This window comes from Streptomyces sp. NPDC107498 (genome assembly GCF_055582805.1).
In genome coordinates this window covers 108,581-126,165 of sequence record NZ_JBVJPE010000006.1, presented here as the reverse complement: position 1 = coordinate 126,165, position 17,585 = coordinate 108,581, and the positions used below count along the sequence as shown (strand labels likewise).

The 17,585-nt window shown below is 74.8% G+C and carries 12 protein-coding genes and 1 tRNA gene; 10 read left to right on the top strand and 3 right to left on the bottom strand.

Annotation, left to right across the window (positions count from 1 at the left end):
• Positions 1 to 14: 14 nt before the first annotated feature.
• The 6 genes from ACZ66Z_RS13140 to ACZ66Z_RS13115 all read left to right on the top strand — a co-directional run bounded on the left by ACZ66Z_RS13140 (position 15) and on the right by ACZ66Z_RS13115 (position 11,344).
• Positions 15 to 833, top strand: coding sequence for an ABC transporter permease (locus ACZ66Z_RS13140; RefSeq protein ID WP_469934049.1), 819 nt, complete (start codon positions 15 to 17; stop codon positions 831 to 833).
• Between the two features lie 276 nt (positions 834 to 1,109).
• On the top strand, positions 1,110 to 1,307 hold the full coding sequence (locus ACZ66Z_RS13135) for a hypothetical protein (RefSeq protein ID WP_469934048.1): 198 nt from the start codon (positions 1,110 to 1,112) through the stop codon (positions 1,305 to 1,307).
• A gap of 366 nt (positions 1,308 to 1,673) precedes the next feature.
• Complete coding sequence (gene topA, locus ACZ66Z_RS13130; protein WP_469934047.1) at positions 1,674 to 4,490, top strand: type I DNA topoisomerase; 2,817 nt, start codon at positions 1,674 to 1,676, stop codon at positions 4,488 to 4,490.
• 183 nt (positions 4,491 to 4,673) lie between these two features.
• Complete coding sequence (gene tmk / locus ACZ66Z_RS13125) at positions 4,674 to 8,012, top strand: dTMP kinase (RefSeq protein ID WP_469934046.1); 3,339 nt, start codon at positions 4,674 to 4,676, stop codon at positions 8,010 to 8,012.
• An 87-nt stretch (positions 8,013 to 8,099) separates the two neighbouring features.
• Entirely contained in the window at positions 8,100 to 8,876 is a 777-nt protein-coding gene (locus tag ACZ66Z_RS13120; protein WP_469934045.1) for an ABC transporter ATP-binding protein, read from the top strand.
• A complete protein-coding gene (locus ACZ66Z_RS13115) occupies positions 8,873 to 11,344 on the top strand; it encodes an FtsX-like permease family protein (protein ID WP_469934044.1) in 2,472 nt (823 codons plus the stop codon). Before ACZ66Z_RS13120 ends, ACZ66Z_RS13115 begins: the two co-directional genes overlap by 4 nt.
• A 112-nt stretch (positions 11,345 to 11,456) precedes the next feature.
• On the opposite strand, the gene ACZ66Z_RS13110 is transcribed toward ACZ66Z_RS13115, so the two are convergent.
• Positions 11,457 to 12,101, bottom strand: a complete 645-nt coding sequence (locus tag ACZ66Z_RS13110; protein WP_469934043.1) for a response regulator — start codon at positions 12,099 to 12,101, stop codon at positions 11,457 to 11,459.
• On the bottom strand, positions 12,089 to 13,273 hold the full coding sequence (locus ACZ66Z_RS13105; RefSeq protein ID WP_469934042.1) for a sensor histidine kinase: 1,185 nt from the start codon (positions 13,271 to 13,273) through the stop codon (positions 12,089 to 12,091). The genes ACZ66Z_RS13110 and ACZ66Z_RS13105 overlap by 13 nt, the downstream gene beginning before the upstream one ends.
• 161 nt (positions 13,274 to 13,434) lie before the next feature.
• On the opposite strand from ACZ66Z_RS13105, the gene ACZ66Z_RS13100 reads away from it, so the two are divergent.
• The 4 genes from ACZ66Z_RS13100 (at position 13,435) to ACZ66Z_RS13085 (ending at position 16,682) form a co-directional block, all read left to right on the top strand.
• Positions 13,435 to 13,608 (top strand): hypothetical protein, encoded by a 174-nt coding sequence (locus tag ACZ66Z_RS13100; protein ID WP_469934041.1) that lies wholly within the window; start codon positions 13,435 to 13,437, stop codon positions 13,606 to 13,608.
• A gap of 81 nt (positions 13,609 to 13,689) precedes the next feature.
• A complete protein-coding gene (locus tag ACZ66Z_RS13095; RefSeq protein WP_469934040.1) occupies positions 13,690 to 14,892 on the top strand; it encodes a DNA polymerase III subunit delta' in 1,203 nt (400 codons plus the stop codon).
• Between the two features lie 86 nt (positions 14,893 to 14,978).
• Positions 14,979 to 16,523, top strand: coding sequence for an alpha/beta hydrolase (locus tag ACZ66Z_RS13090; protein ID WP_469934039.1), 1,545 nt, complete (start codon positions 14,979 to 14,981; stop codon positions 16,521 to 16,523).
• 85 nt (positions 16,524 to 16,608) lie between these two features.
• Positions 16,609 to 16,682, top strand: a tRNA-Thr gene (locus ACZ66Z_RS13085).
• 107 nt (positions 16,683 to 16,789) lie between these two features.
• Here ACZ66Z_RS13085 and lepB read toward each other — a convergent pair.
• Entirely contained in the window at positions 16,790 to 17,551 is a 762-nt protein-coding gene (lepB, locus tag ACZ66Z_RS13080; protein ID WP_469934038.1) for a signal peptidase I, read from the bottom strand.
• Between the last annotated feature and the right edge of the window lie 34 nt (positions 17,552 to 17,585).

The window sequence follows — 17,585 nt, the reverse complement described above, 5'->3', positions numbered from 1 at the left end:
AAGGCCACCGTCGGATGTTCCGCTTCCGGTGCCGACTCCTCGGCTTCCGCTTCCACGCCTCCTCCCGGCTGCTCGTGGTCGGCGGGGCGATCTCGTACCGCGCCCTGTTCAACTGGGCGACCCCGCCGATGTTCCTCGGAACACTGCTGGTCGGACCGCTTCTCCAGGTTTTCTTCTTCGTCTTCCTGGGAAGGGAACTGGGTGTCGCCGACGATCGTTTCCATCTCGTGGGCAACGCCGTTCTCGCAGCTTCCGCCTCCTGCGTGTACGGCGGCACGATGGCCGTCTCCAACGAGCGCCGGTACGGCACTCTCGGGGCCGTTCTGCTCTCCCCTCGCCACAGGGTCCCGCTGTGGATCGGACGAGCCCTCCCGTACGTCCTCAACGGGTTGTTCGTCAGCGCCTTCGTGCTCACCGCCGCCTCCCTCGTCCTCGGGCTGCCCGTGCCCGCCGGGGCGCTGCCCGGGCTCGGTCTGGTGCTGCTCGTCGCGGCGGGCGCCTGCTCGGCCTTCGGGCTCGCGCTCGGGGCGCTCGGGCTGCGCTTCCGTGACGTGTTCCTGGTGTCGAACGTGGCCCATTCCGGGCTGCTGCTCCTGACCGGCGCCGCCGTGCCCCGGGAGACGCTCCCGGAGTGGATGCGGGCCGTCGGCGAGCTGCTGCCGCTCACGCACGCCGCGGACGCGGCGCGCGGGCTGACCGCCGGTGCCGGCCTGGACGGTCGCCTGCTCGGGTCCGAGCTCGCGGTCGGCGCAGGGTGGGCGCTGCTCGCCGTCGTCCTCCTCGCCGTCTTCGAGCGGGGGAGCCGACGCCGAGCCACGCTCGACGTGATGTGACGAGGGACGTCACACGACCGGGGCGGGGGAGGGCACACGACGACGGGGGGAGAAGGGGAGGGGCGGGGTGGGGAGGGGGCGGGGGTGGGGCCCCCGGGACGGATCACCACTCAGGGCAGATCGCCACCGGCGGGGCGGATCACTACCGGCCATCTTCGTGAACCCGTACGGGCCCGGTCCGCTCCGTTCACCCGGAGTTCGCACCTCCGATGCCGGGGGGTGTCAGCCTCGGCCGCGAGAGGCGAACACCGCACGTGAACGGAACGGGGTACGGGCATGGAGAGCGGGCCGGCGATCTTCGCGGGGACGGCGTTCACGCTGTTCGGAGGCGCGCTGCTGCTGTGGACCACCGTGCGGTCGCTGCACCGTGAGCCCGTGGTGTACGGGGTCCCCCCGCGCACCGCCGTCGCACTGACGAGCGTCGCCGGTGCCGCCTCCCTCCTCCTCGGCGTCTGGTGCTTCGGCAGGCTCTGAACCCGGGGTCGAACCCGAGTCCGAATCCGGGGTCGAACCCGGGTCGGCGGCACGCTCCGGGGCCGGGTCCGGACCCGGCCCCTGACCCGGCCCCGGATCATGCTCCGGAGCCGGTTCGGGTTCCGCTCCCGGTTTGTTTGTGATCTCTCCGAGATGTCCCCCGCCCCGCCGGACCGGGAGTCCGGGCGGCAGGAATGCCAGGACTCGGGTTACCGTTCGAGTGGCCGTTGCGGGCTTTCGCCGTTTGACACGGGGGCGGGTTGTACCGTCACACTCCGCAGCGACGGGAGCGTCACCGTCCGTGCGCTGCCGTGCGTGCCAGTGCCGTACGTGCCAGAGAGTGTCGATCCGGAGAGAAGAGCGAAGTTGTCCCCGACCAGCGAGACCGCACACGGCGGCCGCCGACTCGTCATCGTCGAGTCGCCTGCCAAGGCGAAGACGATCAAGGGCTACCTCGGCCCCGGCTACGTCGTCGAGGCGAGCGTCGGGCACATCCGCGACCTCCCCTCCGGCGCGGCCGAGGTGCCGGAGAAGTACACCGGCGAGGTGCGCCGCCTCGGGGTCGACGTCGAGCATGACTTCCAGCCCATCTACGTCGTCAACGCCGACAAGAAGGCGCAGGTCAGGAAGCTCAAGGAGCTCCTCGCCGAGTCCGACGAGCTCTTCCTCGCCACCGATGAGGACCGCGAGGGCGAGGCCATCGCGTGGCACCTCCAGGAAGTCCTGAAGCCCAAGGTCCCGGTCCACCGGATGGTCTTCCACGAGATCACCAAGGACGCGATCCGCGAGGCCGTCGCCAACCCGCGCGAGCTGAACCAGCGCATGGTCGACGCCCAGGAGACCCGCCGCATCCTCGACCGGCTGTACGGCTACGAGGTCTCGCCGGTCCTGTGGAAGAAGGTCATGCCGCGGCTGTCCGCCGGCCGCGTGCAGTCCGTCGCGACCCGTCTCGTCGTCGAGCGGGAGCGCGAGCGCATCGCCTTCCGCTCCGCCGAGTACTGGGACCTCACCGGCACCTTCGGCACCGGCCGCACCGGTGACGCGTCCGACCCGTCCTCGCTGGTCGCGCGCCTCGCGACGGTCGACGGCAAGCGCGTCGCGCAGGGCCGTGACTTCGGCGCCGACGGGCAGCTGAAGACCGCGAACGTGCTCCACCTGGACGAGGCGAACGCGCGGGCGCTGGCCGCCGCGCTCGCCGACACGGCGTTCTCGGTGCGATCGGTCGAGTCGAAGCCGTACCGCCGCTCCCCGTACGCCCCCTTCCGGACCACCACCCTCCAGCAGGAGGCGAGCCGCAAGCTGGGCTTCGGTGCGAAGGCGACCATGCAGGTGGCGCAGAAGCTGTACGAGAACGGCTTCATCACCTACATGCGTACGGACTCCACGATCCTCTCCGACACCGCCGTGGCGGCGGCCCGGGCGCAGGTCACGCAGCTGTACGGCGCCGACTACCTGCCGGAGAAGCCGCGCGTCTACGCGGGCAAGGTGAAGAACGCGCAGGAGGCGCACGAGGCGATCAGGCCTTCGGGTGATCGTTTCCGCACTCCGGCGGAGACCGGACTGACCGGCGACCAGTTCAAGCTGTACGAGCTGATCTGGAAGCGGACCGTCGCCTCCCAGATGAAGGACGCGACCGGGAACTCGGTCACCGTGAAGATCGGCGGCACCGCCGCCGACGGCCGCGACGCCGAGTTCAGCGCGTCCGGCAAGACGATCACCTTCCACGGCTTCATGAAGGCGTACGTGGAGGGGGCCGACGACCCGAACGCGGAGCTCGACGACCGCGAGCGGCGCCTGCCGCAGGTCGCCCAGGGCGACGCGCTGACCGCCGAGGAGATCACGGCGGACGGTCACGCGACCAAGCCGCCGGCCCGGTACACCGAGGCCTCGCTGGTCAAGGAGCTGGAAGAGCGCGAGATCGGCCGTCCGTCGACGTACGCCTCCATCATCGGCACCATCCTCGACCGCGGCTACGTCTTCAAGAAGGGCACGGCGCTCGTCCCGTCCTTCCTGAGCTTCGCCGTCGTCAACCTCCTGGAGAAGCACTTCGGGCGGCTCGTCGACTACGACTTCACCGCCAGGATGGAGGACGACCTCGACCGCATCGCACGCGGCGAGGCCCAGTCCGTGCCGTGGCTGAAGCGTTTCTACTTCGGCGAGGGCGAGTCCGGCGGGACGGGCGGCGCGGCGGACGCCGGGAACGGCGACGGCGACCACCTCGGCGGTCTCAAGGAGCTCGTCACCGACCTCGGCGCGATCGACGCGCGCGAGATCTCCTCCTTCCCCGTCGGCAACGGCGTCGTGCTCCGCGTCGGCCGCTACGGCCCGTACGTCGAGCGCGGCGAGAAGGAGCAGGAGGGCCACCAGCGGGCCGACGTGCCCGACGACCTCGCGCCCGACGAGCTGACCGTCGAGCTCGCCGAGGAGCTGCTCGCCAAGCCGAGCGGCGACTTCGAGCTGGGCACCGACCCGGTCAGCGGCCACCAGATCGTCGCCAAGGACGGGCGTTACGGCCCGTACGTGACGGAGATCCTGCCCGAGGGCACTCCGAAGACCGGCAAGAACGCGGTGAAGCCGCGCACGGCCTCCCTCTTCAAGTCGATGGCGCTCGACACCGTCACCCTGGAGGACGCGCTCCGCCTGATGTCCCTGCCGCGGGTCGTCGGCACGGACGCCGAGGGCGTCGAGATCACCGCGCAGAACGGCCGCTACGGCCCGTACCTGAAGAAGGGCACGGACTCGCGGTCGCTCACCGACGAGGAGCAGCTCTTCACGATCACCCTCGAAGAGGCGCTCGCGATCTACGCCCAGCCGAAGCAGCGGGGCCGGGCCGCGGCCAAGCCGCCGCTGAAGGAGTTGGGCACCGACCCGGTCAGCGAGAAGCCCGTGGTCGTCAAGGACGGGCGGTTCGGCCCGTACGTGACGGACGGCGAGACCAACGCCACCCTGCGCACCGGCGACAGCGTGGAGACGATCACGCCGGAGCGCGGCTACGAGCTGCTCGCCGAGAAGCGGGCCAAGGGTCCGGCGAAGAAGACCGCCAAGAAGGCTCCGGCGAAGAAGACGGCCACGAAGACGGCGGCGAAGAAGACCACCGCCGCCAAGAAGACGGCCGCGAAGAAGACCACGACGGCGAAGAAGACGACCGCTGCCAAGAAGACGGCGGCGGCCAAGCCGGAGTAGTCCCCCGAGGGCGCCGAGCCGGAGCGGTCCCCTGGGAGCGCCGAGCCGGAGTGGCCTCCGAAGGGTGCCGGGCCGGGGCGGTTCACGAAGGGTTGCGCAGGAGGGCGGGAGCGGTGCTTCCGCCCTCCTACGTTTGTTCGGGCGCGGCCGCGGGGAGCAAGGCCGTCCGGATAGGGTGGACGGATGACGCGAGCAGAGCAGCCAGACCGCCTGGGCGATTCCGATGCCGCACTCGTCGCGGATTCCCGGGAGCGCGCCGTACGTGCCCTCTTGCGCCATCAGCCGTTGCGCCGGCTGTGGGGCGCCCATCTGGCCGGTGGCACCGGTGACGCCCTCGCGCTCCTCGTCCTCGTCCTGCTCGGCTATCAGGCGGCCGTCGCCGAGGGCGCGCTCGGGGGCGGCTACCGGGGGGCCGCGTTCGCCGTGGCCGCCGTCGTCGGCGCCCGACTGCTGGCCTCGGTCCTCTTCGGGGCCGTCCTCCTCGGGCCGCTGACCGCGCTCACCGGACCCGGCGGACCGCTCGACCGGCGCTGGACCATGATCGGCGCCGACGGGGTGCGGATCGCGCTGCTCGTCATCGCTCCGCTGTGGATCGACTGGACCCCCGGCAGCGCCCTCTGGTACCTGCTCGGCACCGTCTTCGTCGCCGGCGCGGCCGAACGCCTCTGGACCGTCGGACGCGAGGGCGCCGCGCCCGCGCTGCTACCCGCCCCGCCGCTGGAGGGCGCCGCCGTGCGGCCGCTGCCCGACCACCTCGGCGCGCTGCGCCGGCTGTCCCAGCGGACCGGCTTCCTGGCCGTCCCCGTCGCGGCCGCCGTGCTGCTCGTCGCCACCCTCGTCGGGAACCTGCTCGGCGCCGGGATCGACTGGTTCACGCTGCACCAGGCGGCCCTCGGCTCGTACGTCTCCGCCGGACTGTTCGCCGCCTCCGTCACCGCCCTGTACGCGATGGCGCTGCCCGGCGGGGAGACGCCCCGCCCCCGCTCGCCCCTCGAGGGCCTGCGCCGGCCGGCCCGGAAGGCCGACGGGGACGGGGGGAAGGGCCGTACCGGCGCCCTGCCGCTGCTCGTCCTCGCCTCCGCCACCGTCGCCGGGGCGATCGCCGCGGCCGCGTCCCTCGCCGTGCTCCACGCGTACGACCTGGGCGGCGGGCCCGTCACGTACGCCCTCCTGATCCTGGCGCTCAGTGGCGCCACGGCCGTCGGGATCCGCACCGCGGGCTCGGTCCTGCCGGTCCTGTCCCGGCGCCGGCTGCTCGCCCTCGCCGTCGCCGTCACCGGTGTCGCCCTGATCGCGACGGGCCTGGTCCCGGACACGGCGACCGTGCTGTTCCTCGCCGTCCTCGCCGGGTACGCGGCCGGGGTCGCCGCCAACACCGGCCACACCCTGATCGACCAGGAGACCGAGGAGCCCCGCCGGGCCCGCACCACCGAGCACCTCCAGGCCACCGCCCGGGTCGCCATGGGCCTTGGCGCGCTCGTCGCCCCGCTGCTCGCCGCCGCGATCGGGCCGCACCGGCTCGCCTCCGGGGAGTTCGTCTTCGCGCACGGCGGCGCCGCCTTCACGCTCGCCCTCGTCGGCGCCCTGCTGCTTCCGGTCGCCGCGCTCGTCCTCGCGAAGACCGACGACCGGGCGGGCGTCCCGCTCCGCCGCGACCTGCGCGACGCGCTGCGCGGCTCCGACCCGGTCCAGGCGCCTTCCCCGACCGGTTTCTTCATCGCCCTGGAGGGCGGCGACGGCGCCGGGAAGTCCACGCAGGTCCAGGCCCTCGCCGAGTGGATCCGCGCCAAGGGGCACGAGGTCGTCGTCACCCGCGAGCCGGGTGCCACGCCGATCGGCAAGCGGCTCCGCTCGATCCTCCTCGACGTGTCGTCGGCGGGGCTCTCGAACCGCGCCGAGGCCCTGTTGTACGCGGCCGACCGCGCCGAGCACGTCGACTCGCTGGTCCGCCCGGCCCTGGAGCGGGGCGCGGTCGTCCTCTCCGACCGGTACATCGACTCGTCCGTGGCCTACCAGGGGGCGGGCCGCGACCTGTCCCCGACCGAGATCGCCCGCATCTCGCGCTGGGCGACCGACGGTCTCGTGCCGCATCTGACGGTGGTCCTCGACGTCTCCCCGGAGACCGCGAGGGAACGGTTCACCGAGGCGCCCGACCGACTCGAGTCCGAGCCGCCGGAGTTCCACGCGCGCGTACGGGCCGGTTTCCTGGCCCTCGCGGCCGCCGACCCCAGCCGCTACCTCGTCGTCGACGCCGGGCAGGAGCCCGAGGCCGTCACCACCGTCGTGCGCCACCGGCTCGACCGGATGCTGCCGCTCTCCGAGGCCGAGGTGAAGGCCGCGGAGGAGGCCCGCCGGAAGGCGGAGGAGGAGGCGCGGCGCCTGGCGGAGGAGGAGGCCGCCCGCAAGGCCGAGGAGGAGCGCCTGGAGCGCGAGCGGCAGGAGCAGCTCGCCAAGCTCCGCGCCGAGGAGGAGGAGCGCAAGCGGCGCGAGGAGGAAGAGGCGCGCCGTCTGGAGGCCGAGCGGCAGGCGGAGGAGGCCCGTCGCAGGGCCGAGGAGGCCAGGCTCGCCGCCGAGGCCGCGGCCGAGGAGGAGCGCCGGCGCCTCGCGGCCGAGGAGAAGGCCCGTCGGGAGGAGCAGGAGCGGCTCCGCAAGGAGGCCGAGGAGGAGGCCCGGCTCCGCAAGGAGGCCGAGGAGCGTCGGCTGGAGAAGCAGCGCAAGGCCGAGGAGGCCCTCCTCCGTGCCGAGGAGGCCCGTCGGGCGGCCGAGACCGCCGCGGCGGCGAAGGCCGCGGAGGAGGCGGCGGCGAGGGCCGCTGCGGAGCTCGCGGCGGCTGAGCGTGCCGAGGCGGCGAAGGCGGCCCGGGAGAGGGCCACCCGGGAGCGGGAGGCCGCGGAGAAGGCCGCCGCCGAGCGGACGGCCGCGGCGGAGCGGGCGGCCCGTGAGGCCCGTTCGGCTCGCGGCACCGAGGCGTCGGCGAACGAGGTCACCGTGTCGACCCCGGTCGTGAGGCCGGACGCGCCGACCGTCTCGCCGGACGAGGTCACCGTGGAGACGCCGATCGTGAGGCCGGGGACGGCCGGGCGGTCGGGAGCGGTCGAGCGGTCGGAGACGGCTGGGCGGTCGGGAACGGCCGGGCGGTCGGGGGCGGTCGAGCGGCCGGAGGTGGAGACCGCCGTCCTGCCGCAGATCCGTGACCCGCGGGCCGCCGACGAGACCGCCGTGCTGCCCCTCGTACGGGACACCGGGGCCGCCGACGAGACCGCCGTGCTGCCTTCCGTACGGGACGCGGAGGCGTCCGATCCCGCCGACCGGGTGCCGCGGGGCATCTTCCGCGACGAGCGGGACGAGCCGCGGGGAGCCGACGACCGGACCCGGGAGCTGCCGCAGCTCGACGAGAACGGCCGGCCGCGCCGCCGATCCGACTGGGCGGAGGAGACCCCGCTCGACGATCTGCCGACCCTCGCGGACGAGCTGTTCGGTCCGCACGGGGACGAGGACGAGGGGCCCCGGCGCCGCCGCTGAGGCACCGTGGGGGTGGAGCTGGCCCCACCCCCACTCCGGAAGCCAGCTCCATACCGCTGTGACCTGCGCTTTTCTAGCGTGGTCGGCATGACGACGACAGCAGTGACGGAGAACGGCGCCGCCCTCGCCCTGGACGGGGTGAGCCGCTCGTACGGAGGCGGGGCACCCGCGCTCGACGGGGTCGACCTGGTCGTGCCGCGCGGACGCCTCGTGGCCGTGATGGGCCGGTCGGGCTCCGGCAAGTCCACCCTGCTGCGCTGCGCGGCCGGGCTCGAACGGCCGACGGCCGGGCGGGTGCGGATCGGGGGCACCGACCTCGCCACCCTGAAGGCGGCCGGTCTGACCCGGCTCCGGCGGGACCGGGTCGGCTTCGTGTTCCAGTCGCTCAACCTCGTCTCCGCCCTGAACGTGCGGGAGAACGTCACCCTGCCGCTGCTCCTCGCCGGGGCCTCCGAAGGCCGGGCGCTCGACGCCCGCGCCCTGGCCGGGCTCGACGCCGTGGGGCTCGCCGACCGGGCCGAGGACCGGCCCGAGAACCTCTCCGGCGGCCAGCGGCAGCGGGTGGCGATCGCCCGCGCCCTGGTCAACGAGCCCGAGGTCGTCTTCGCCGACGAGCCGACCGCCGCCCTCGACCCGGTCACGGCGGCCGGCGTCCTGGCCCTGCTGCGGCGCGCGGTCGACGAGCGGGGGCGCACGGTCGTCCTCGTCACCCACGACCCGGTGGCCGCCACCTGGGCGGACGAGGCCGTCTTCCTGGACCGGGGCCGGATCGTCGGCCGCCTCGACCGCCCGGACGAGGCGGGCGTACGGGAGGCGCTCGGCGCCCGTGCCGCGGCCGGTCGTCAGCCGGCGGTGGCGCGATGAGCCGCGTCGGGAACCCCGCCGTGCGGCTGCTCGCCGCCCGGTCGTTGCGGGCCCACCGCAAGGCGTGGACCGCCGTGTTCGCGGCCGTCGCCGTCACCACCGCGCTGCTCGGCGCCCTGGCGCTCGCGCTGGGCTCCGCCGGACTGGGCCACGCGCGCGTGGAGCGGTACGCCGCCGCGCCCGTCGTCGTCGCCGGCGACCAGGAGGTCCGCTGGACGACCACGCCGTGGGGCGGCGAGTCGAGGACCGAGACGGCGGGCCTGACCGAGCGGGTCCGGATCCCCGAGTCCGCCGTCGCCGTGCTGCGGGCCGTGCCGGGGGTGCGGGAAGCGGTGCCGGACGACACGTTCGTCGTACGGGAAGGGGAACGGGATGGGGATGCGGGTCCCGCGGGTGCGGCCACGCGCGCGTACACCGGGCGTTCCTGGGAGGCGGCCCGGCTCGCCCCGTACCGGCTGATCGACGGGCGGGAGCCCCGGCAGGCCGGGGAGACCGTCGTGGGGGCCGGTCTCGGCGCCGCCGTCGGGGAGACCGTGGCCGGCCGTCGGGTCGTCGGCGTCGCCGAGGGACCGGCCGCGCTCTACGTCACGGCGGGGGAGGCACGGCGGCTCGCCGGGCACCCCGGCGCCGTCGACGCCGTCGGAGTCCTCGCCGAGCCCGGCGTGCCCGTGGACGCCCTCCACGCACGCGTACGGGCCGCCCTGGACGCCGCCGGGCTCGAGGACACCGCCGCGGGGCAGCCGCTCCGGGCGCTGACCGGGGACGGCCGGGGCGGCGCCGAGCACCTCGGCGCGCCGCCCGCGCGCGCGGAGCTCCTCCAGCTCCTCGCGGCCGTCTCCGGCACCGTCGTCCTGGTCGCCGTCCTCGTCCTCGCCTCGCTCGTCGCGCAGGCCCTCCAACAGCGCGCCGCCGAGCGGGAACTGCTGCTCTCGGTCGGCGCGACGCCCCGTCAGGTGCGGGGTGCGGCAGGCCGGGAGGCGGCCCGGGTGGCGGGTGCGGCGGCGCTGCTCGGCGCGCTCGCGTCCGTACCGGTGTTCCTGGCGCTGTGGTCGGTGCTGCGGGCCCGTACCGGAGCCGTACCGGAGGGCCTCGAACTCCCCGCTCCGCCGTGGCTGTTCGCCGCCGTCCTCGTCGTCGCCGCCCTCGTGGTGGGCATCACCCGGCTCGTGGTCCTCTTCGCGGCCCGGCGGCCGGGCCGCGCGGGGAAGGGCGGCGCCCGCCGTGTCGCCGGGCTCGTGCTGCTCGTGCTCGGCGCGGGCTCGGCCGGTACGGCCACCGTCCAGGGCGGAGACGCGGCCGCGGCGGCCGCCGGGGCGGCCACGGTGACGCTGGTCGCCGGATGCGCGCTGCTCGGGCCGTGGATCGCGCGGGCCGCGATGACGGTCCTGGACCGGCCGTTCCGCCGGCTCGGCGGTGCGCCCGGGCGGCTCACGGCCTCCGGCGCCGCCGCGCACTCGCGCCGGCTCGGGGCCGCGCTCGTCCCCGTCGTCCTCGTCACCTCCTTCGCCCTCGTGCAGCTCTCGGCCGGCGCCACCGTGGAGCGGGCCGCCGCCGCGCAGGCGCGGGCCGCCACCACCGCCGACCTCTCCTTCTCCGGGACCACGGCGGAGCGGGTGCGCGAGCTGCCGGGGGTGGAGACGGCCACGGACGTGCTGCGTTCGTCCGTGGTCCTGGCCCGCACGGAGGCCGGCTCGCCGCGCCTGGACCGGCTCCCGGTCCTCGGCGTGGACGCCGGGGGACTGGCGGGCACGCTCGATCCCGGCGTCGTCGCGGGCGACCTGGCCGGGCTCGCCGCCGCGGGCACGGTCGCGGTCGGCGCGGACATGGCCGAGTCCCTTGAGGCGGGGCCCGGTTCGACGGTGGAGCTGCGGCTCGGCGACGGGACGCCGAAGCGGCTGCGGGTGGTCGCGGTGTACGCACGCTCGCTCGCCCTCGGCGAGTTCCTCCTGCCGAAGGCCGACCTGGCCCCGCACATGAGCGATCCGTACCCCGCGCGCGTACTGGCGGCGGGAGTCGCGGTCGGCGCGGTCGGTGCGGGTGCCGCCGGTGCCTCGGGCGATTCCTCCGTCGCCCCCGAGTCGGTGACGCTCCCCGGGGCCGAGCTGAACGGGCTCGTCTCCGGCGGGATCGTCGCGGCGATCGGCGGGCTCACGGTCCTCTCCGTCCTGAGCACCCTCGCCCTGATCGGCGCCGGGCGGCGCGGCGAACTGGGGCTGCTCCGCCAGGTCGGCGCCTCGGCGGGCCAACTGCGCCGGATGCTCGGTCTGGAGGCGGGGTTCCTGACGGCGACGGGCCTCCTGGTCGGGCTCGTGGTGGGCGCGCTGCCGCTGACGGCCTTCGCCTGGGCGCTCACCGGCGGCCTGCCGTACCTGCCGCCCGCACAGGCGGGCGCGATCGCGGGCGTCGTCCTCGTCACGGTCGTGGCGGGCGTGTTCCTGCCGACCGCCCGGACGACCTCCGGACGTTGAGGCGGGAGGGTCCCGGGCGCCGGGGCGGGCGGGGCCCGGGCCGTGGGCCGTGGAGGCGGATGAGGCCCGGGCTGTGGTGGGGACGCGGCCCGGGCGTCGTGGCGGGTGGGGTCTAGGCGTTGAGGTACGCCAGGACGGCGAGGACCCGGCGGTGGCCGCCGTTGTCGCTCGGGGGCAGGCCGAGCTTCAGGAAGACGTTCCCGATGTGCTTGTGCACGGCCCGCTCGGTGATCACCATCGAGCGGGCGATCGTGGCGTTGTCGTGGCCCTGGGCCATCAGCGCCAGGGCCTCGCGCTCGCGGGGCGTGAGGGAGTCCAGCGGGTCGTCGCGGCGGCGGGCCATCAGCTCGGTGACGACCTCCGGGTCCAGGGCCGTACCGCCGGCCGCGACCCGTTCCAGGGCGTCCAGGAACTCGTCGACCCGGCCCACCCGGTCCTTCAGGAGGTAGCCGACGCCCCGGGCGCCGCCGCCCAGGAGCTCGGCCGCGTACGTCTCCTCCACGTACTGCGAGAGCACGAGCACCGGCAGCTCCGGGAGTCGCTCGCGGGCCGCGAGCGCCGCCCGCAGCCCCTCGTCGCGGAAGCCGGGCGGCAGCCGGACGTCGAGGACGGCCACGTCCGGCCGGTGCTCCAGGAGCAGCGGCAGGATCTCGGGTCCGGTGGCCGCGACCCCCGCGACCTCGTGGCCGGACGAGGTCAGCAGCAGCACGAGGCCCTCTCTGAGGAGGGCGTTGTCCTCGGCGATCACCACACGCACGGAAGCTCCACTTCGATCACGGTCGGGCCCCCCACGGGGCTGGTCAGTCGCACGGTGCCGTCGAGCGCGGCGACCCGGCGCCGCATGCCCGTCAGGCCGGAGCCGCCGCTCTCGCCCGCCTCGGCCCCGCCGCACCCCTCGTCGCGCACGCGCACGCGTAGGGCGGCCGGTTCACGGGCGAGGGAGACGGAGGCGCGGGCGGCACCGCTGTGCTTGGCGGCGTTCGTGAGCGCCTCGGCGACCACGAAGTACGCGGCGGCCTCGACGGCGGCCGGGGCGCGGGGGCCGTCCTGGTCGTGGTCGCCGAGGCCGGTCACCGAGACCGCCGTCTCCAGGCCGCTGCTCGCGGCGAGGGCCCGTACCGCTCCGGTCAGGCCGCGGTCGGTGAGGATCGGCGGGTGGATGCCGCGCACCACGTGCCGCAGCTCGGCCAGCGCCTCCTCGGCCTGGTTCTGGGCGTCGTCCAGGAGGCCGCGGGCGGTCGCGGGATCGGATGCGTACGCGCGCCGGGCGAGTCCGATCCGCATGGACAGCGCCACCAGACGGGCCTGCGCGCCGTCGTGGAGGTCGCGTTCGATCCGGCGCAGCTCGGCGCCGTGCGCGGCGATCGCGCCCGCCCGGGTGGCCGTGAGCTGTTCGATCCGGGCGGCGAGGGCGGCGTCCCGGGCGGCCGACGGGGCCGGCGTGAGCAGCGTGCGCGACCAGTCCGCCGCCAGGCCGGTGAGCCGGCCGAACAGCGGCAGGGCCACCGGCCGCCGTCCCGCGAGCCCGGTCCCCACGCCGTCGACCAGCAGCGCGGGCGCCCAGAGGATCAGCGAGAGGTACCAGAGCACCAGGCCGTAGAGCAGCTGCGCGGCGGCCCAGAGCAGGTCCTGCCGGGTGCCCGGGTCGCCGATCGCGGCGCGCACGCGCGCGGGGAGCGGCCCGTCGAGCGGCAGGTACGCCTCGGGGACGGTTGCCCCGGTCCACGCGGCCGTACGGCGCCGCTCCCAGCCGGCGAGACGGCGCAGCAGCAGCACGGTCTCGGGGAGCACGCCGGCGCCGATGACCGTGAGGGTGACGACGGAGGTGAAGAGGACGATGCCCGCCATCAGGCAGCAGAGGAGGGAGATCGCGGCCCCGACCGTGAGGTGGAGCCACGCCCGGACCGCTTCCTTGATCGCCACACGCATGGGTTCAGGGTAGGCGGCGGCTCCGGGGGAGGCGGTGGAGCGGGCTACACCATCGCTCCGGGAGCGGGCACTGCTGTGCGGGGGCGGGACGGGGAGCAGGATCGAGGAGTCGTCGGGACCCCGGCGGCGCATCCCCGGAACCCGCCCCACGGAGGCAACCCATGCGCGTCCTTCTCTGGCTGCTGCTCGCCGCGAGCGTCCTGGCCAACGTCTTCGTCAGCAGCTTCGCCGGCTGGACCGGCGGCCTCCAGATCGTCGGGAGCATCGGTACCGGAGTGGTCCTGTTCGGATCCGCCGTCGGCCTGTGGCTGACCCGGCCCCGGGGCGAGGCCTGACGGGGAGGGGTTTTCCACAGCCCGGCGGGGGGTGTCAGAGCGCTGCCCCACAATGGAGGGCGTACCTGAGGAGGGGCAGACATGGCCGTATGGGACGACCTGGTCGGACAGACGCGGGTCGAGGAGCAGCTCTCCGCCGCCGCGCGCGACGCCGACGCGTTCGTCACCGCCCACGCCGCGGGCGAGCCGGCCCCCGAGGCCTCCAAGATGACGCACGCCTGGCTCTTCACCGGCCCCCCCGGCTCGGGCCGGGCGACCGCGGCGCGCGCCTTCGCCGCCGCTCTGCAGTGCGTGAGCCCCGACCGGGCGCTCGGCGGGGCCCCGGGCTGCGGCTTCTGCGACGGCTGCCACACGACCCTCGTCGGGACGCACGCGGACGTCGAGATCGTCCGCACGGACCTGCTGTCCATCGGCGTGAAGGAGACCCGCGACCTCGTCCGGCGCGCCCAGCTCTCCCCGGCGGGCGGCCGCTGGCAGGTCATCGTCCTGGAGGACGCCGACCGGCTCACCGAGGGCGCGGGGAACGTGCTCCTGAAGGCCGTCGAGGAGCCCGCGCCGCGCACGGTCTGGCTGCTCTGCGCGCCCTCCCTGGAGGACGTGCTGCCCACGATCCGCTCCCGCTGCCGCCACCTGACCCTGCGCACCCCGCCGGTGGAGGCCGTCGCCGACGTGCTCGTGCGGCGCGACGGCATCGAGCCGGAGACGGCGCGGGCCGCCGCCCGCGCCACCCAGGGGCACATCGACCGGGCGCGGCGGCTCGCCACCGACGAGCGGGCCCGCGCGCGCCGGTCCGTCGTCCTGAAGCTGCCGCTGCGGGTCGACGACGTCGGCGGCTGCCTCAAGGCGGCGCAGGAGCTGGTCGACGCGGCCGCGGAGGACGCGAAGCAGCTCGCGGAGGAGGTCGACGTCAAGGAGACCGAGGAGCTGAAGGCGGCCCTCGGCGCGGCGCAGGGCGGGCGGATGCCGCGCGGCACGGCCGGGGCGATGAAGGAACTGGAGGAGCGGCAGAAGCGGCGCAGGACGCGGACGCAGCGCGACAGCCTGGACCTCGCGCTCACCGACCTGACCGGCTTCTACCGTGACGTCCTGGCCCTTCAGCTCCGCTCGCGCACGCCGCTCGCGAACATGGACGTGCGGGACGCGCTGGAGCGGATCGCCCGCGACACCACCCCGGAGCGGACCCTGCGCCGCATCGAGGCGATCCTCGCCTGCAGAAAGGCCCTCGACCGGAACGTGGCGCCGCTGCTCGCGGTGGAGGCGATGACGATGGCCCTGCGCGGCTGAGGCCCGCCTCCGGACCAGAGGCCCGCCTCCGGACCGCACCAGGGGCGATTGGACACGGTCCGTACCGGTACGGATACGCTCCGAGGATGGATTCCAGGCGCTTGCTCCGTACGTCCGCCACCGCCCTCGCGGCCGCCGGGCTGATCCTCTCCGGCTGTTCGGGCGGGAGCGACGCCGCCGCGCCCCGGACGGCCGCGCCGGCACCCTCCTCCGCGCCCGAGGCGCCGAAGCTGAAGAAGTACTACGAGCAGAAGCTGAAGTGGCGCGACTGCGGCGTCGAGGGTTTCCAGTGTGCCACCCTGCGCGCCCCGCTCGACTACGCGAAGCCGGACGGGGAGGAGATCGAGCTCGCGGTCTCCCGGGCCCGGGCCACCGGTCCCGGCAAGCGGCTCGGCTCGCTCCTGGTCAACCCGGGCGGGCCCGGCGGTTCCGCCGTCGGCTACCTCCAGGGGTACGCGGGCATCGGCTACCCGGCGCCCGTCCGCGCCCGCTACGACATGGTGGCCGTCGACCCGCGCGGCGTGGCCCGCAGCGAACCCGTCGAGTGCCTGACGGGCCCGCAGATGGACACGTACACGCAGGTCGACCAGACCCCCGACGACCCGGCGGAGATCAACGCGCTCGGCACGGCCTTCAAGGACTTCGCGGCCGGGTGCGAGAAGAAGTCGGGGAAGATCCTGCCGCACGTCTCCACCGTCGAGGCGGCGCGCGACATGGACGTCCTGCGGGCGGTGCTCGGCGACGGGAAGCTCACCTACGTGGGAGCGTCGTACGGCACGTTCCTCGGCGCCACCTATGCCGAGCTGTTCCCCGACCGGGTCGGCCGTCTCGTCCTCGACGGGGCGATGGACCCCTCGCTCTCCGCGCTCGACCTCAACCGGGACCAGACCGGCGGCTTCGAGACCTCCTTCCGCGCCTTCGCCGCCGACTGCGTCCGCAGGCCGGACTGCCCGCTGGGCACCGGGTCCGTCGCCGCGGCCGGGGAGGCGATGAAGAAGTTCTTCCGCGACGTGGACGCCGAGCCCGTGCCCACGGGCGAGGACCGGAAGCTCGGCGAGTCCCTCGCCACCACGGGCGTGATCGCCGCCATGTACGACGAGGGCGCCTGGCCCCAGCTGCGCGAGGCCCTCGCCCAGGCGATGGGCGGCGAGGGCTCCGGGCTGCTCGCGCTGGCCGACAGCTACTACGAGCGCGAGGCGGACGGCACGTACGCCAACCTCATGTTCGCCAACGCGGCCGTGAACTGCCTGGACCTGCCGCCCGCCTACCGCGACACCGCGGCCGTCGAGAAGGCCGTCCCGTCCTTCGAGAAGGCCTCCCCGGTCTTCGGTGCGGGCCTCGCCTGGGCCGCCCTCAACTGCACCTACTGGCCCGCCCCGCCCACCGGCCGGCCGCACCGCATCACCGCCGAGGGCGCCGCCCCGATCCTCGTCGTCGGCACCACCCGCGACCCGGCCACCCCGTACCGCTGGGCCAGGTCCCTGGCCGACCAGCTCTCCTCCGGCACCCTGCTGACCTACGAGGGCGACGGCCACACCGCGTACGGCCGGGGCAGCGACTGCATCGACACCGCGATCAACACCTACCTCCTGGAGGGCACCCCTCCGGCAGGAGGAAAGCGCTGCTCATAGGCCCGAACCGGGGGTGGTCGGAGCACCTCCGGAAACTGTGTAGACTTGGCGACGCTGCTGCACCCACGATGGGTCCACACGGCACGCCGCCTTAGCTCAGTTGGCCAGAGCAACGCACTCGTAATGCGTAGGTCTCGGGTTCGAATCCCGAAGGCGGCTCAGAGGAAGGCCAGGTCGGACATTGTCCGGTCTGGCCTTTTCTGTTGTTCGGGGACCTGAGGGTCCGAAGGTTCGGTCGCCCGGGGCCGGGGCCCCGGGCGGGCGGGTCAGTGGGTGAGGCCCGGCTGGTCGAAGGTGTCCGGGACGGGCAGGGTCGACCAGTGGGAGACCGGCCAGGCGACCGCGACGGCGCGGCCCACCACGTCCGTCACGGGGACCATGCCGCCCCGGGGGTCGTTCCGGTGGTAGCGGGAGTCCTGTGAGCTCTGCCGGTGGTCGCCCATCACCCAGAGGTGACCGGCGGGGACCGTGACCTCGAACTGGCCCTCCGGGTCCGTGCTGCAGGCCGTGTTCCCCTGGAAGACGTACGGCTCGGTCAGGGCCTTGCCGTTGACCTTCAGGGGGCCCGTGCCCTTGCACTCGACGGTGTCGCCGGCGACGCCGACGACCCGCTTGATCAGGTGCTGCTCCCCGGCCGCCGGCATCAGCCCGACGAAGCCCAGGGCCTTCTGCACCGAGGTCGGCTGCTTCGCCGGCCGTCCCGCCAGCCAGTCGCCGGGGTCGCGGAAGACCACGACCTCGCCCCTCTCGGGTTCCGAGCCGAACCACGGGGTGAGCTTGTCGACCAGGACCCGGTCGTCGACCTGCAGGGTGTTCTGCATCGAGCCCGAGGGGATCAGGAACGCCTGGAGCAGGAACGTCTTGATCAGGAAGGCCATGACGAGCGCGATCCCGGCGAGGAACGGCAACTCGATCCAGAAGGGCCGGCGCCGCTTCGGGGCGGGGCCGGACGCCGGGGCGCCCTCGCCCGGAGGGCCGCCCTCCGGGCCCTCCCGCTCGGACCGCTCCTCGGTCGCCACATCGCTCATGTCCACCCTGACTTCGTCGTGTCCGTGTCGTCTG

Coding starts and splice junctions, on each gene's coding strand:
- ACZ66Z_RS13120 (WP_469934045.1), top strand. CDS start 8,100: ATGACGACGACAGCAGTGACGGAGAACGGCGCCGCCCTCGCCCTGGAC.
- ACZ66Z_RS13100 (WP_469934041.1), top strand. CDS start 13,435: ATGCGCGTCCTTCTCTGGCTGCTGCTCGCCGCGAGCGTCCTGGCCAAC.
- ACZ66Z_RS13135 (WP_469934048.1), top strand. CDS start 1,110: ATGGAGAGCGGGCCGGCGATCTTCGCGGGGACGGCGTTCACGCTGTTC.
- ACZ66Z_RS13115 (WP_469934044.1), top strand. CDS start 8,873: ATGAGCCGCGTCGGGAACCCCGCCGTGCGGCTGCTCGCCGCCCGGTCG.
- ACZ66Z_RS13140 (WP_469934049.1), top strand. CDS start 15: ATGTTCCGCTTCCGGTGCCGACTCCTCGGCTTCCGCTTCCACGCCTCC.
- lepB (WP_469934038.1), bottom strand. CDS start 17,551: ATGAGCGATGTGGCGACCGAGGAGCGGTCCGAGCGGGAGGGCCCGGAG.
- ACZ66Z_RS13095 (WP_469934040.1), top strand. CDS start 13,690: ATGGCCGTATGGGACGACCTGGTCGGACAGACGCGGGTCGAGGAGCAG.
- ACZ66Z_RS13090 (WP_469934039.1), top strand. CDS start 14,979: ATGGATTCCAGGCGCTTGCTCCGTACGTCCGCCACCGCCCTCGCGGCC.
- ACZ66Z_RS13105 (WP_469934042.1), bottom strand. CDS start 13,273: ATGCGTGTGGCGATCAAGGAAGCGGTCCGGGCGTGGCTCCACCTCACG.
- tmk (WP_469934046.1), top strand. CDS start 4,674: ATGACGCGAGCAGAGCAGCCAGACCGCCTGGGCGATTCCGATGCCGCA.